The sequence below is a fragment of the Mucilaginibacter sp. UYNi724 genome (assembly GCF_054057495.1).
This window is the reverse complement of sequence record NZ_JBSRZI010000006.1, coordinates 131,389-144,529: the sequence shown is the minus strand read 5'-3', so window position 1 is coordinate 144,529 and position 13,141 is coordinate 131,389. Positions and strand designations below refer to the sequence as shown.

Annotated in this window: 12 protein-coding genes; 5 read left to right on the top strand and 7 right to left on the bottom strand. The window is 44.4% G+C overall.

The features are described from left to right. Positions 1-7 precede the first annotated feature (7 nt). Complete coding sequence (locus tag ACVW0P_RS10940; protein WP_457132124.1) at positions 8-2,314, bottom strand: family 65 glycosyl hydrolase domain-containing protein; 2,307 nt, start codon at positions 2,312-2,314, stop codon at positions 8-10. A gap of 298 nt (positions 2,315-2,612) precedes the next feature. On the opposite strand from ACVW0P_RS10940, the gene ACVW0P_RS10935 reads away from it, so the two are divergent. Together ACVW0P_RS10935 and ACVW0P_RS10930 are read left to right on the top strand one after the other, a co-directional pair. Further along, complete coding sequence (locus ACVW0P_RS10935; protein ID WP_457132123.1) at positions 2,613-3,914, top strand: flavin monoamine oxidase family protein; 1,302 nt, start codon at positions 2,613-2,615, stop codon at positions 3,912-3,914. 90 nt (positions 3,915-4,004) lie between these two features. Beyond that, positions 4,005-4,358: a hypothetical protein gene (locus tag ACVW0P_RS10930; RefSeq protein ID WP_457132122.1), complete on the top strand. Its 354-nt coding sequence runs from the start codon at positions 4,005-4,007 to the stop codon at positions 4,356-4,358. 13 nt (positions 4,359-4,371) lie between these two features. Here the strand turns inward: ACVW0P_RS10930 and ACVW0P_RS10925 are convergent, their stop codons facing one another. From ACVW0P_RS10925 to ACVW0P_RS10905, 5 genes are all read right to left on the bottom strand, one after another. Beyond that, entirely contained in the window at positions 4,372-5,295 is a 924-nt protein-coding gene (locus ACVW0P_RS10925; RefSeq protein ID WP_354431206.1) for an aspartate carbamoyltransferase catalytic subunit, read from the bottom strand. 120 nt (positions 5,296-5,415) lie between these two features. Continuing rightward, positions 5,416-5,964, bottom strand: coding sequence for a bifunctional pyr operon transcriptional regulator/uracil phosphoribosyltransferase PyrR (gene pyrR, locus ACVW0P_RS10920; RefSeq protein WP_457132121.1), 549 nt, complete (start codon positions 5,962-5,964; stop codon positions 5,416-5,418). A gap of 129 nt (positions 5,965-6,093) precedes the next feature. After that, positions 6,094-6,906 carry an RNA 2'-phosphotransferase gene (locus tag ACVW0P_RS10915; RefSeq protein WP_457132120.1) on the bottom strand — a complete coding sequence of 271 codons (813 nt, stop codon included), beginning with the start codon at positions 6,904-6,906 and terminating at the stop codon, positions 6,094-6,096. A gap of 69 nt (positions 6,907-6,975) precedes the next feature. Continuing rightward, entirely contained in the window at positions 6,976-8,985 is a 2,010-nt protein-coding gene (gene rpsA, locus ACVW0P_RS10910) for a 30S ribosomal protein S1 (protein WP_354431208.1), read from the bottom strand. 213 nt (positions 8,986-9,198) lie between these two features. Continuing rightward, positions 9,199-9,876, bottom strand: coding sequence for an ACP phosphodiesterase (locus ACVW0P_RS10905; protein WP_457132119.1), 678 nt, complete (start codon positions 9,874-9,876; stop codon positions 9,199-9,201). A gap of 240 nt (positions 9,877-10,116) precedes the next feature. Here ACVW0P_RS10905 and tyrS point away from each other — a divergent pair, with 240 nt between their 5' ends. Genes tyrS through ACVW0P_RS10890 form a run of 3 tightly spaced genes read left to right on the top strand, consistent with a single transcriptional unit; the run spans position 10,117 to position 12,385 of the window. Then, positions 10,117-11,400 (top strand): tyrosine--tRNA ligase, encoded by a 1,284-nt coding sequence (tyrS, locus tag ACVW0P_RS10900; protein ID WP_457132118.1) that lies wholly within the window; start codon positions 10,117-10,119, stop codon positions 11,398-11,400. A 37-nt stretch (positions 11,401-11,437) separates the two neighbouring features. Beyond that, on the top strand, positions 11,438-11,932 hold the full coding sequence (parS, locus tag ACVW0P_RS10895) for a type II RES/Xre toxin-antitoxin system antitoxin (RefSeq protein WP_457132117.1): 495 nt from the start codon (positions 11,438-11,440) through the stop codon (positions 11,930-11,932). Then, positions 11,933-12,385: an RES family NAD+ phosphorylase gene (locus ACVW0P_RS10890; RefSeq protein WP_457132116.1), complete on the top strand. Its 453-nt coding sequence runs from the start codon at positions 11,933-11,935 to the stop codon at positions 12,383-12,385. 85 nt (positions 12,386-12,470) lie between these two features. Here the strand turns inward: ACVW0P_RS10890 and ACVW0P_RS10885 are convergent, their stop codons facing one another. Further along, positions 12,471-13,130 carry a PH domain-containing protein gene (locus tag ACVW0P_RS10885; protein ID WP_457132115.1) on the bottom strand — a complete coding sequence of 220 codons (660 nt, stop codon included), beginning with the start codon at positions 13,128-13,130 and terminating at the stop codon, positions 12,471-12,473. Positions 13,131-13,141 lie beyond the last annotated feature (11 nt).

Below are 13,141 nucleotides of genomic sequence, written 5' to 3'. Positions count from 1 at the left end.
ACGGGCGTTATGTTATTGATTTTTCAGCGTTGGCTCCTATAGCATGCTCTTCATTGAAAACTTTAATTACAATGTCCCTATCCGAATTATTTTTGACAGATACCTTCCCCTTAATTATTTTAACATCAAGTAGCACGCCCCTAAACCCAACCTTAAACGACAGCGCTTTCCATTCGGCAGGTAGCAAAGGGTTGAATGACAGCATGCCATCTTTAACGCGCATCCCGCCAAAACCTTCTACCACACTCATCCAGGTGCCTGCCATGGACGTGATGTGGCAGCCATCGTCGGTATCGTCATTATAATCGTCGATATCCAACCTTGAGGTGCGTAGGTAAAACTGGTAGGCGCGCTCAACATCGCCCAGTTTGGCGGCTAATATAGCATGCACGCAGGGCGAGAGCGACGACTCGTGCACCGTTCGTGGTTCGTAGAAATCATAGTTCCTGCGGATGGTATCGATGTCATAATTATCCTCCAGGAAATATAAACCCTGCAACACATCAGCTTGCTTGATATAAACCGAGCGCAGTATCCTGTCCCAACTCCATTTTTTTACCAGCGGCTGCTCAGAAGCGGCTAAATCTTTTACCAGGATCTGTTCTTTATCCAGGTAGCCGTCCTGTTGTAAAAAGATGCCCAATTTATCATCATGCCCGAAATACATCTTGTCGATGATATCCGCAAATTTTTCGCATTCCTGCTCCTCGCGGAAAGTTATCTTAGCTATAAGGTCTTTATACTTTGCGGCGTTGGCGTCTTTTACCTTGCCAATTGCGTCGATGGTATATTTTAAACACCATACGGCGATGGTGCTGGTGTACCAGTTGTTGTTAACGTTGTTCTCATATTCGTTTGGCCCGGTTACGCCCAACATAACATACTGCTGTTTATCTGCCGACCAAGTGATTCGCTGCGCCCAAAAACGCGAAATAGCGATCAGCACTTCCAGCCCGTAATCGGTTAGGTAAGCCTCATCACCTGTATAGCGCACGTAGTTAAAAATTGCGAATGCGATAGCCCCGTTGCGGTGAATCTCTTCGAAGGTAATCTCCCACTCGTTATGGCATTCGGTGCCATCCATAGTAACCATAGGGTATAGCGCCGCGCCATCCTTAAAACCTAAAAGTTTGGCGTTATCAATGGCCTTGCCCAATTGTTTATAACGGTACAAAAGCAAATTGCGGGCAACCTTTTGATCTGCCGTGGCAAGGTAAAAAGGCACACAATACGCCTCGGTATCCCAATAGGTAGATCCGCCGTATTTTTCGCCGGTAAAGCCTTTGGGGCCGATGTTCAACCGGTCGTCCTCACCTGTATAAGTTTGGTTAAGCTGGAATATGTTAAAGCGGATGCCTTGCTGGGCGGCGGCATCGCCTTCTATTATTATATCGTTCTGTTTCCACTTTTCTTCCCACGCCAGGCGCTGTTGGTTGAGCAGGGTAGCAAAATGTTTTTTGCCGACTGACTCAACTTTAGCAAGTGCATTCCGGGCAAGTTCTTCAGCGTTGTGGTTTTGCGATGATAGGTTAGCTACATACTTATATAAAGAAATAGGTTGCCCTCCCACCGCATTTACAGTTATTTCCGCGCCAATATATTTTTCTTTTTGGATGGACTTTGATAAAAACGCTTCGGGCTTACCACCCCTGTAAAGCGAAACTTTCATAGCAGTTGCCACCTCAAATCCCGTCTTTTTGGTGCGCATCTGTAACAAGCCCGTATCATTGCTTGCTTCCTTTTTAACTTCATCCCAAAACTTCTCGCCGTAGTTCGAATCCACATTGATGATATCGCCATCGATAAAGGGTATAAGTCTGATCTGGTTAGAATTATCAGTACAGGTTACCGTATAAGAGATTGCCCCCATCTCGTCATCCACAATGCTACAAAAGCGGGTGCTTTCTATCCGTACTACTATACCTTTTGGGCTTTTAACCAGCGTATTTCGGTGCAGATACCCCTCCTGCATGTTTAGCTCGCGCTTAAAGTCGAGCACTTCCCATTTGGCCAAGTCGAGTTGTTCGTCACCTATCCAAACATCGATCCCGATCCAGTTGGCGGCATTTAAAACTTTCGCAAAGTATTCGGGGTAGCCGTTTTTCCACCAGCCTACACGGGTTTTATCGGGATAATAAACGCCCGCCACATAGTTGCCCTGCAGGGTTTCGCCGCTGTAGGCTTCCTCAAAATTGGCGCGCTGCCCCATACGTCCGTTGCCCAGGCTAAAAACGCTTTCGGCAACCTTGTGATACGCCGGGTCGAACCCTTCCTCGATGATCTTCCACTCGTCAACCTTAAAATATTGTTTCATGTTATAGGGGTACAGAGCAACCTGCAGATAGTTTTCGCTAAAATAAGAGAAACATAGATAAGTAGGTGTAGAAATGTAGCCTCTCCCCAGCCCTCTCCAAAGGAAAGGAAGTCGGATTTTCCTTTTTACCCTCTTTGAGAAGCAGAGAGTGTAAGAAATTGCTCTTTTATAAAGCCCTCTTTGCGCGTAGCGAAGAGAGGGCAGTCGAGCGTAGCGATGACGGGTGAGTAAATCGCAGATGGCCTCACCCGGCCCCTTGCCTCTTCCACCCATAATTTTTACCTTGCGTTACTATCGTATGAAAAGCAACATCTTAATTATTGGGGCAGGCGCTGCCGGTTTAATGGCTGCGCGCACCCTTAGCAATGGCGGCAAACAAGTCACAGTGCTGGAAGCACGCAACCGCACAGGTGGCCGCATCCACACTTTAAGCGACGAGCTATTTTTTAAGGATACCGAGCTTGGTGCCGAATTCATACACGGCGACCTGCCAACAACCCTAAACCTGTTAAAAGAAGCAGGCATCGAATACCATAGCGCCAATGCCGAAATGTGGCGTTATAAAAATGGCAAGTTCGAGGAGAACAGTATGGTGATAGCAGATTGGGACCTGCTCATCAAACGCCTCAACGAGCTGAAGGAAGACACCAACATCTGGGAGTTTTTGAACAGGGAATTTCCGGGAGATAAATATGAGGAGCTGCGCAACTCCGTATGGAGTTATGTATCCGGATACGATACCGCCGACCCGCGAGATGCCAGCACCTTTGCCCTGCGTACAGAATGGGAGCACGAAGACATGGATGCCCAGCACAGGCTGAAGGGCGGCTATTGCAGCATGATAACCTACCTGGCTAACGAATGCAAAAGTAAGAACGGGCAAATTTACCTAAACGCGGTTGTTAACTCCATCGAATGGGAAAACGGTTGCGTTAAAGCCACTACTGACGATGGCGCCATCTACGAAGCCGGGCAACTATTGATAGCAATGCCCTTGGGCGTATTAAAGGCAGCAGAAAGAGAAAGTGGGACGATAAGTTTTAGCCCGCCGATATTTGAACATAGTAAAGCTATACAGCAAATGGGTTTTGGTTCAGTAATAAAGCTTTTGTTTAAGTTTGATACCGCCTTTTGGCTGGATGCTAAAACGCAGAAGATGGCGGGTAAAAACGTTGATAAAATGGGCTACCTGTTCAGCGATGAAGAGATCCCGACCTGGTGGACCCAAGTACCTAACCACTCCACCGTACTCACCGGCTGGATAGGAGGCCCCGCAGCAGCTAATAAGATCAACACTCCTGATGCAGAAATTATGGAACAAGGCCTGCGATCGTTAGCTAATATTTTTAAGGTGGATCTTGTGGAACTGAAAGGAAAACTCATCGCCTACCGCATCATGAACTGGACTGCTGATCCCTTTAGCCGTGGCTCCTACGCCTACGATACTGTTGAAGCCCCCGAAGCACGCAAGGTATTGAACACACCTATTGAAGATACTATCTTCTTCGCCGGCGAATACCTTTATGATGGCACAGCGATGGGTACGGTTGAGGCGGCACTCACGAGTGGGTTGAAAGTGGCAGAGAAAATATTGAAATAGGTGAAAAGAGGGGTATTAAAAAGCTAAAAACAACTTGTGCTCAAAAGAGCAGTGTATTAAATTGCAATAAATTAAACCTTATCAAAATTTATGGAACCTGTTGCTGAATACCTACTTGCTAAAAGATTACCTGCACATTACGAGGGTTTGCATCTGACTGTAGTTGAGGCCGAAAGCGGCAAAATGTACGATCGCCTGTCGCCAGTTTTGATTTGGCAAGGCTACCTTTACGTGATTTACGGATACCAGGACAACCGCGATGCCTTTGTTATTGTTGCTTATAACGGCGATGGCAGTGTAGCCAGCCAATGGGAACGCAATGGCGCACGGTACATCTACAAAATCACTGTAGACACGGTGATGGAGATAGTCACATTTTGGGGCCAGGACGACAAGCCGGAAACCTTTCTGTGGCTCGATCTGGACTTAAACCGCCAGATATAACTTAGCACAAACCTTACGGTGTTTGCCCGGCCAACAGATAAAGCACTGCCATGCGGATGGCTACGCCATTCTCTACCTGGTCAAGTATGATGGATTGTTTGCTGTCGGCAACATCACTGGTAATTTCCACACCGCGGTTTATGGGCCCGGGGTGCATTACGGTTATCTCTTTATCGAGGCTGTCCAGTATTTGTTTGTTAAGGCCAAACATCATGGTGTATTCTCGCAAGCTCGGGAAATATTTAATATCCTGGCGCTCCAGCTGAATGCGCAGCATGTTGGCGACATCGCACCAGTTTAGGGCTTTGATCAGGTTGTGCTCCACCTTAACCCCAAGCGAACCAATGTATTTAGGGATGAGCGTTGTTGGCCCGCAAACCATTACTTCGGCGCCTAACTGTTTAAGGCAAAGGATGTTTGACAGCGCCACGCGCGAGTGCAATATATCCCCCACTATCACTACCTTTTTACCGGCTACATCGCCATAACGTTCCCGGATAGAGAAGGCATCGAGAAGTGCCTGTGTCGGGTGCTCGTGTGCGCCATCGCCGGCGTTTACTATCTGGGCCTTTACATGTTTTTGCAGGAAGATGCCCGCCCCTGCGTATGGATGGCGCATTACCACCATATCAACCTTCATGGCGAGTATATTATTAACGGTATCAATCAGGGTTTCGCCCTTGCTAACCGATGAGGAGGAAGCAGCAAAGTTCACCACATCGGCAGATAGCCTCTTTTCGGCCAGTTCAAACGAAAGGCGGGTACGGGTCGAGTTCTCGAAGAAGATATTGGCAATGGTAACATCGCGCAGCGACGGCACTTTTTTGATCGGCCTGTTCAGCACCGTTTTAAAATTATCGGCTGTTTCAAATATCAGTTCGATATCCGACCTATTTAAGTCCTTAATTCCTAACAGATGTCTTGTGCTTAATGCCATATATTATTTCGAATGTTCAATTTCGAATTTATTTCCCTTAATATTCATTTCCTTCTATCTGGAGATTGCTTCGTTCCTCGCAATGACGCCTGATTTTAAGTCCTCTCCCTCGGAGAGGATTTAGGTGAGGCTATCCGATACCAGCACAATTCTGTCTTCGCCGTCAGTTTCCTTCCAGCTCACCACTACTTTTTGCGATGCGATGGAATCTACCTCTATCCCAACATAATCTGCCGAAACAGGTATGTGGCGCGAGTATCTCCTGTCTACAAGCGCCAGCAGTTCCACCTTTTCGGGCCTGCCAAATGCCTGCATGGCATCCATAGCGGCGCGGATGGTGCGGCCTGTCCACAGCACATCATCCATCATAATTACCTTTTTACCTTCTATTATAAAATCTATCTTGGTTTGGTTGGGCACTAATGGCGAACCCTGGCGGCGAAAATCGTCGCGGTAAAAGGTAATATCCAGGTCTCCCTGTTCAATTTTGCTATCCGGTAAAATCTTTCTTAATTCGTCGGCTACCCGTTTAGCCAGGTATATGCCGCGTGGCTGTATGCCAATTAAAACCGAGCTCGAAAAATCATTATGGTTTTCGATCAATTGACGACATAAACGCTGAATAGTGATTTGGAATTTTTGACCGTCGAGCAGCGTTAAGTTTTGCATCGTATGGGTGGATTTGGGCAAAAGTACTAATTTTTAGTGAGTAGCGAATAGCGTTTTGCGATTAGTTGGTAAATAAGCTGTAGAAGTCAATCAGGAATTGGTACGGTGATAACACCGATCACAGAACCATTATTCTTCGAAGATACTGGAGTTTATCCACGCTGCTAAAGATTGAAATTCAACCGTGCTCGGAAAATTAGGTGACTCTTCTATATTCCAGATGAGGTGCAATTCGTACACTTTTCCTGTTGGCATGTGTAAAAACAAGCAATCATCCAAGTCGTGACGACGAAGAATCAATGTAAGATCGTTAACTCCCCTCAATATGTTGTAGTTATAACTAAGTTCGCGCTTTAATTCCTTAAGTAATCGCTCTTTTTCATCTCTGGTTACCCCATGCCAGCCGCTTATGCTAATATTTGGTAATGGCACATGAAGTGCAAGCCAAACATTATCGCTGGTTTTATAAAATATGTCTCCATTATCGTGAATATCTTTTGCAGCAATCTCAATAATAAGCGGTTTGCCATGGCGACGGGCAACATCAATTGCAACATCTTTACTTGATGAAAGATGTATATACTGCCTGCCCATTGGTTTCAAGCCTTCTAAAATTATTTTAGTGAGGCTATCTACTGTAGTACCGTGATAGAGCACTTCGGGGGGAACAGCCTGACTTTCGCTAACAATAACTGAGATGGAGTGGCCATGTGTTGCGCGTATTAGCTGCTTTACATTATCGAACTCCCACCTGATTTTATCAAACGATAAATTAAGTATTACAATCTCATCAACAGTTAAATTAACGCCGTTAGCTTCTAATGCGTTTATCAAGCCGGGCAGGCTAACCCATCCAAATTCATTGGCAGATAAATTTGCATCAGCGGGGCTATGTCTAAGCCAGTAGCTAATTAATTTACTTGCATTCTGCAGTTTGCTCATATTATAGCACAAGGTACAAAAAAAGCCTCCCGATTAATCGGGAGGCTTTTGTATATAAACTTTAAAAGATTAAACTTCTTCGGTTTCTTCAGCAGCAGGAGCTTCAGCTTCTGGTTCTGCTTTTTTAGCAGCAGGAGCAGCAGCCGGCTTTTTAGCCGCTTTGCTTTCTGCACCTTCCATTTGCTCTTTTAACTGAGCAAGAACGCTAAGGTCACCTAAAGTTGATTTCTCTACTGATTCTTTCACTTTCTTAACCGCATTATTAGCAGATTTTGCTTCTTTTTTACGGTTTTCGAATTCCTGAACACGGGCATCAGTGCGAGCTTCTTCCCATATACGTGAGTGTGAAATTACAATACGCTTGTTTTCTTTGTTGAATTCGATAATCTTGAATTCAGCAGTTTCTTCAGCTTTTACAGATTTACCGTCTTCTCTAACCAGGTGTTTGGTTGGGCAGAAGCCTTCCACACCGTAAGGTAAAGCTACGATAGCACCTTTATCAGTTACTTTTATCACAGTACCTTCGTGGATCGAATCGATAGTGAAGATAGTTTCAAAAGTATCCCAAGGGTTTTCTTCAAGCTGTTTGTGGCCTAAGCTTAATTTTCGGTTATCGATATCAAGCTCAAGAACTATTACGTCTAATTTTTCGCCTACCTTAGTAAATTCGTTAGGGTGGTTTACTTTTTTAGACCATGATAGATCAGAGATGTGGATCAAGCCGTCAATACCATCTTCCAGTTCAACAAACACACCAAAGTTGGTCATGTTTTTAACAGTAGCGATGTGCTGAGTGCCGGAGGCGTATTTAGCGCCTGCGTTTTGCCATGGGTCAGGAGTCAATTGTTTGATACCTAAACTCATTTTGCGCTCGTCGCGATCTAAGGTTAATACCTGAGCTTCAACTTCGTCGCCAACTTTAAGGAATTCCTGTGGGTTACGTAAGTTTTGAGACCATGACATTTCTGATACGTGGATCAAACCTTCAACACCCGGGATAATTTCTAAGAACGCGCCGTAATCTGCAACAGTTACAATTTTACCTTTAACCTTAGAGCCGATAACCAATTCGGTATCAAGCGACTGCCAAGGGTGTGGCGTAAGTTGTTTTAAACCTAAAGCGATACGTTTTTTCTCGTCATCAAAATCAAGAACAACAACGTTGATCTTCTGATCCAATGCAAGAACTTCTCTCGGATGCTCGATACGGCCCCAAGATATATCTGTAATGTGAAGTAAACCGTCAACACCACCAAGGTCAATAAATACACCAAAGTCGGTAATGTTTTTAACGGTACCTTCCAATACCTGGCCTTTTTCAAGTTTGGCCACAATTTCAGTTTTTTGGTTTTCAAGATCGTCTTCGATAAGCACTTTGTGCGATACCACAACGTTTTTAAACTCGTGGTTTATCTTAACAACTTTGAATTCCATTGTTTTACCCACATAGATATCGTAATCCCTGATAGGTTTGATATCAATCTGTGAACCTGGTAAAAAGGCCTCAACGCCCATTATATCAACAATTAAACCACCTTTAGTACGGCTTTTTACAAAACCTGTGATGATCTCATCGTTATCCAGTGCCGAATTAATACGCTCCCATGATTTTTGAGTTTTTGCACGTTTACGAGATAATACCAACTGTCCGTTAGCATCTTCTTGTGATTCTACAAATACTTCAACGCTATCACCAATCTTAAGATCAGGTGTATCACGGAACTCAGAAACAGATACCAAACCGTCAGATTTAAATCCGATGTTTAATACCACATCTTTGTTATTGATGTTTACAACAATACCCGAGATAATTTCGCCTTTAGTGATAGAACTGAATGTCCCGTCGTAAAGTTTTTCTAATTGCTCGCGGTCGCTATCGCTGTAGTTACCAAATTTTTTGTCGTCTGCATCCCAGTCAAAATCTTGGTCTGGTGTTACTGCGATCTGAGATTTAATCTCTTCGATTGATATTGAATCAGCTTCTGATTCAATTGTTTCTTTTTCTGCGGTTGCCGTAACTGTACCCAGTTCAGCTTCCTTAGCTTGTAATTCTTTTTCTGCTTCTTGCTTTTTTGCCATTAATAAATTTTACTCCTTTTTCCCAACACTCGTTTGGGACTGCAAAGGTAGGTATATATTTTTTATTGGTAAAAACTTTTTTACTGATAATTATAAGGTTTCAAGCACTTTTTGGATAAAAAGCGGAACTTTTGGGTGTTTTTTCGACAGATGCAAGCTAAATACGCTGATTGTTTGCAAGATACCCCCTCCAAAGTAAAGCAAGAAACTGGTTTATTGTTCCGATGAATTAAGCTTATACGCTATCTCATCATAAATACTCATAAATAAATCCATCAGCTCGAGGCGGTAATCTAAAAGGATGGTGGTCATCTGTGCTTCCTGCTCCAGCGTAAAAGGGTTTCGCCATACCCGCATGCAAATACGCTTGAGGGCATAAGTTATCTGCTGGATGTTTACATAGGTATTAAGGTATCGGCTGCGTTTAAATTCGGCGTGAAATTTAAAAAAAACTTCCGGGTTAAGCATGCCCGCAAATTGCAGGAACTCCGCTATTATGGCTTCGTCGCAGCTATCCAAATGGTCGTAAAACTGGCTCACGTTTATTTCGTTGGTGGTGATGAGCAGGTTATCCAATATCAGCTCGATAGCGATATGCCCTAAAAAGAAAGGCTTAACCGGCGATTCGGTTATTACCGGCGCCAGCAGGTTTTTAAGATTGTGGGAATGTGTCAAAAAAAATTTCGCCGAGTGGAAGTATTTATCAACCAGCAAGTGTTTGTTCCAGCCCGCTATAATTGCATTTACTTGTGGGTTTGCATGTACCAGTTTCTCGGGGTGCAGGATGATGGCTTTATCGGCATTTTTTAAAAGATCGGGCAGTACAGTACCGAGGGTAAAGTAGCAGTTGTTGGTGTCCCGGTCGAAATAATAGTGCGATAAAAAATTCATAAACGGCGTTTGTACGTCTGGCGTATTTGAACAAAATACAAAAAATCGGGCTAAAGCGTAAAACCAATCCACAGATATTATTAATATAATGACGAAATACAGATGTGCGGATGTGCAAATTTAAAATGTGCAGATCATCAATAAAGCTGTGTGCCAAATCAAAACATTTGCATATCTGAAATCTGCACATCTGCACATTATTTATAGCTTTGCACATTCGCACATTTGCACATTTATAATATGAATTTTGTTGAAGAACTACGCTGGAGGGGCATGCTGCACGATATTATGCCCGGCACCGAAGAACTATTGAATAAAGGCATGGCGTCGGGATATATTGGTTTTGACCCTACTGCCGATTCGTTGCACGTAGGCCACCTCACCCAGATCATGACGCTGATTCACTTTCAGCGCGCGGGGCATAAACCGTATGCTTTGGTTGGCGGCGCTACCGGCATGGTGGGCGATCCGTCGGGCAAATCTGCCGAGCGTAATTTACTGAGCGAGGATGTGCTAAACCACAACCTAAAATCGGTACAGGCGCAGCTGGAGAAATTCCTTGATTTTAACAGCGGCGCCAATAGCGCCCAGATGGTTAACAATTACGATTGGTTCAAAAACATCACGTTTTTAAATTTCATCCGCGACATAGGCAAGCACCTTACCGTTAATTATATGATGGCTAAGGATTCGGTTAAGAAACGCCTGGAGGGCGATACCGGGATGTCGTTTACAGAGTTTACTTACCAACTGGTGCAGGGTTACGATTTTTACTATTTGTGGAAGCACAACAACTGTGTGCTACAAATGGGCGGCAGCGACCAGTGGGGCAATATTGTTACCGGTACAGAATTGATCCGCCGTAAGGACCAGGGCGAAGCTTTTGCCCTTACCACGCAACTGATTAAAAAAGCAGATGGTACCAAATTCGGTAAAACCGAAAGCGGCGCCGTGTGGCTTGACCCTGTGCGTACCTCGCCCTACCAGTTTTACCAGTTTTGGCTAAACACTACAGATGTCGACGCCAAGGCGTATATCCGCATATTCACACTGTTTGAGCGCGAGGTTATCGAGGCTATGGAAACAGAGCACGATGCGGCACCGCATACCCGCGTATTGCAAAAAGCTTTGGCGAAAGATATTACCTTGCGTGTACATGGGGAGGCAGGCTTTGAGAAGGCAATTAAATCTACCGAGTTTTTGTTCGGCAACACAGGCATTGAGTTTTTAAGCGAATTAAACGACGACGAGTTGTTAGCCATATTTAGCGGAGTGCCAAACTTTGCCGTTGCAAAAAGCGATTTGGAAGCAGGCATGAACGTATCAGACCTGTTAGCTGTAAAAACCACCGTGTTCCCATCAAAAGGCGAAGCTAAGAAAATGATACAGGGCGGTGGCGTAGCTATCAACAAAGCAAAAGTCAACACTGCCGATGATGTTTACGCAAGCGATAAACTCATCAATAACAAATACTTAATAGCACAAAAAGGCAAGAAGAATTATTTTTTAATTGTTGTAGAATAATTTTGAGATACGACAAATTGTATTTATATTTGGATAAATGTCGTACAAAATAAAACATACAGTAAAAAACGAGGTTAATGAACCTATGGCAATGTACATTACCCAGGTATCATCAACCCCGTTTTATAATTTGTTAGGTGGTGCAAAAACTGCAACTACTTCCTCAGATTTTGACATCATTAAACTGGCGCGCCAGGGCTTTCCTAAAAAAGCTTTGCTTGCATTAGCTAAAAAGATATCCCTTAACATCCAGGAGTTAGCCGCTATTCTGCACATTTCAGAGCGTACACTGCAACGTTACGAGGATGATGCCATCATTAAAACAGAGTATGCCGAAAAAGCCGTTGAGCTTGTTAGGCTATATACCCGCGGCGAAGAAGTATTTGGCTCGATGGATAAGTTTAAGCTTTGGATGAAAACCCCGGGCCTGATATTTAATGGCGAGGCCCCGGTTACTTTTTTAGATACATCCGCAGGGTTTGATATGGTTTTTAAAGAGCTTGGCCGCATAGAGTACGGCGTTTTCGCTTAAATGATACTCTACCGGATCTCTAACTGCAATTACATCAAGGATCTTAACGGCACCGGCGCGCGCTTATATGGTGGCCGCTGGAACAGCGAAGGAAAATCGATGGTTTACCTGGCATCATCGCGGGCATTGGCAGTGCTGGAAGTATTGGTGCACCTTCCCCCTCTTTTATTGCCCGATAATTTTTGCATTGCTGAAATTGAAGCACCTGAACATAGCATCCTTACGCTCGATGTAAAAGCCCTACCTGCCAATTGGCAGGATGCATCATCACCCGCAGAACTCAAAACGCTGGGTAACCAGTTCATTAAAGAAACCAAGTACCTGATGATGAAAGTACCATCATCCGTAGTGCCCGAAGAATACAATTACTTACTAAATCCCTGGCACCCCGACATAAAAAAGGTGAGTATTATTAGTACTCACCCTTTTAGCTTTGATGACAGGTTGCTGTAACAAGCCCCACCCAAACCCTCCCCGAGGGAGGGCTTAAGAAACTTATTCTAAGTCTCCCCTTACGGGGAAGATTTACAGGGGCCTCCTAAAAATCCCTCAGCAATTCTAATTTCTTGTGGTTATATTCTTCCTGCGAGATCAGTCCGTTCTCGAATAGGGTTTTCAGTCTTTTTAGTTTTTCGGTAAGTTCATCTTTTTTTGGCTCTTCGGCAACGGGTGGCGCTATCGGAGCAGGCGGCGGGGTTAGGGCTGCAACGGGCTGCTGTGCAACCGGCTGGAAGGCTGTTGGTGATGCATGGTCGATATTTAACGAACCCGATTCGGCACGTTTTTCTTCCAGGTCGCGCAGGCGGCGGGCTTCACGTTCGGCTTCTTTACGTTCCTGGGCGTATTGGTATAGTTTGCGGGCTTGTACTTTGGGCAGGTAATCTACACCCATTTCGGTACCGATGGTGGTTTTGGCACTAAATACCGCACCAATAATCTCCTCTTTGGTAAAAACGTCAACAATATCCTTCCACACAAAATCCACAAACTTGATGGACAGGCCAAGGTTTGCCGGGGTGAAAAATAAAAGGCGTTTGTTGGTGATGGCTATACAATCCGGGAATAGGTTAACTATCGGCTTTTTTTGTACAGCTATATATATAATTTCTTCGCCGGTGGTAAGCAGATCAACCAAACGGCTGTACACTTTTTCAACGGTTTTAGGGTCTTGTTCGTCGCGTAAGAATTTATCTATCATGATATTAATGC

Coding starts and splice junctions, on each gene's coding strand:
- parS (WP_457132117.1), top strand. CDS start 11,438: ATGTCGTACAAAATAAAACATACAGTAAAAAACGAGGTTAATGAACCT.
- ACVW0P_RS10890 (WP_457132116.1), top strand. CDS start 11,933: ATGATACTCTACCGGATCTCTAACTGCAATTACATCAAGGATCTTAAC.
- ACVW0P_RS10935 (WP_457132123.1), top strand. CDS start 2,613: ATGAAAAGCAACATCTTAATTATTGGGGCAGGCGCTGCCGGTTTAATG.
- ACVW0P_RS10915 (WP_457132120.1), bottom strand. CDS start 6,906: ATGAGCAAACTGCAGAATGCAAGTAAATTAATTAGCTACTGGCTTAGA.
- tyrS (WP_457132118.1), top strand. CDS start 10,117: ATGAATTTTGTTGAAGAACTACGCTGGAGGGGCATGCTGCACGATATT.
- pyrR (WP_457132121.1), bottom strand. CDS start 5,964: ATGCAAAACTTAACGCTGCTCGACGGTCAAAAATTCCAAATCACTATT.
- ACVW0P_RS10885 (WP_457132115.1), bottom strand. CDS start 13,130: ATGATAGATAAATTCTTACGCGACGAACAAGACCCTAAAACCGTTGAA.
- ACVW0P_RS10930 (WP_457132122.1), top strand. CDS start 4,005: ATGGAACCTGTTGCTGAATACCTACTTGCTAAAAGATTACCTGCACAT.
- ACVW0P_RS10925 (WP_354431206.1), bottom strand. CDS start 5,295: ATGGCATTAAGCACAAGACATCTGTTAGGAATTAAGGACTTAAATAGG.
- ACVW0P_RS10940 (WP_457132124.1), bottom strand. CDS start 2,314: ATGAAACAATATTTTAAGGTTGACGAGTGGAAGATCATCGAGGAAGGG.
- ACVW0P_RS10905 (WP_457132119.1), bottom strand. CDS start 9,876: ATGAATTTTTTATCGCACTATTATTTCGACCGGGACACCAACAACTGC.
- rpsA (WP_354431208.1), bottom strand. CDS start 8,985: ATGGCAAAAAAGCAAGAAGCAGAAAAAGAATTACAAGCTAAGGAAGCT.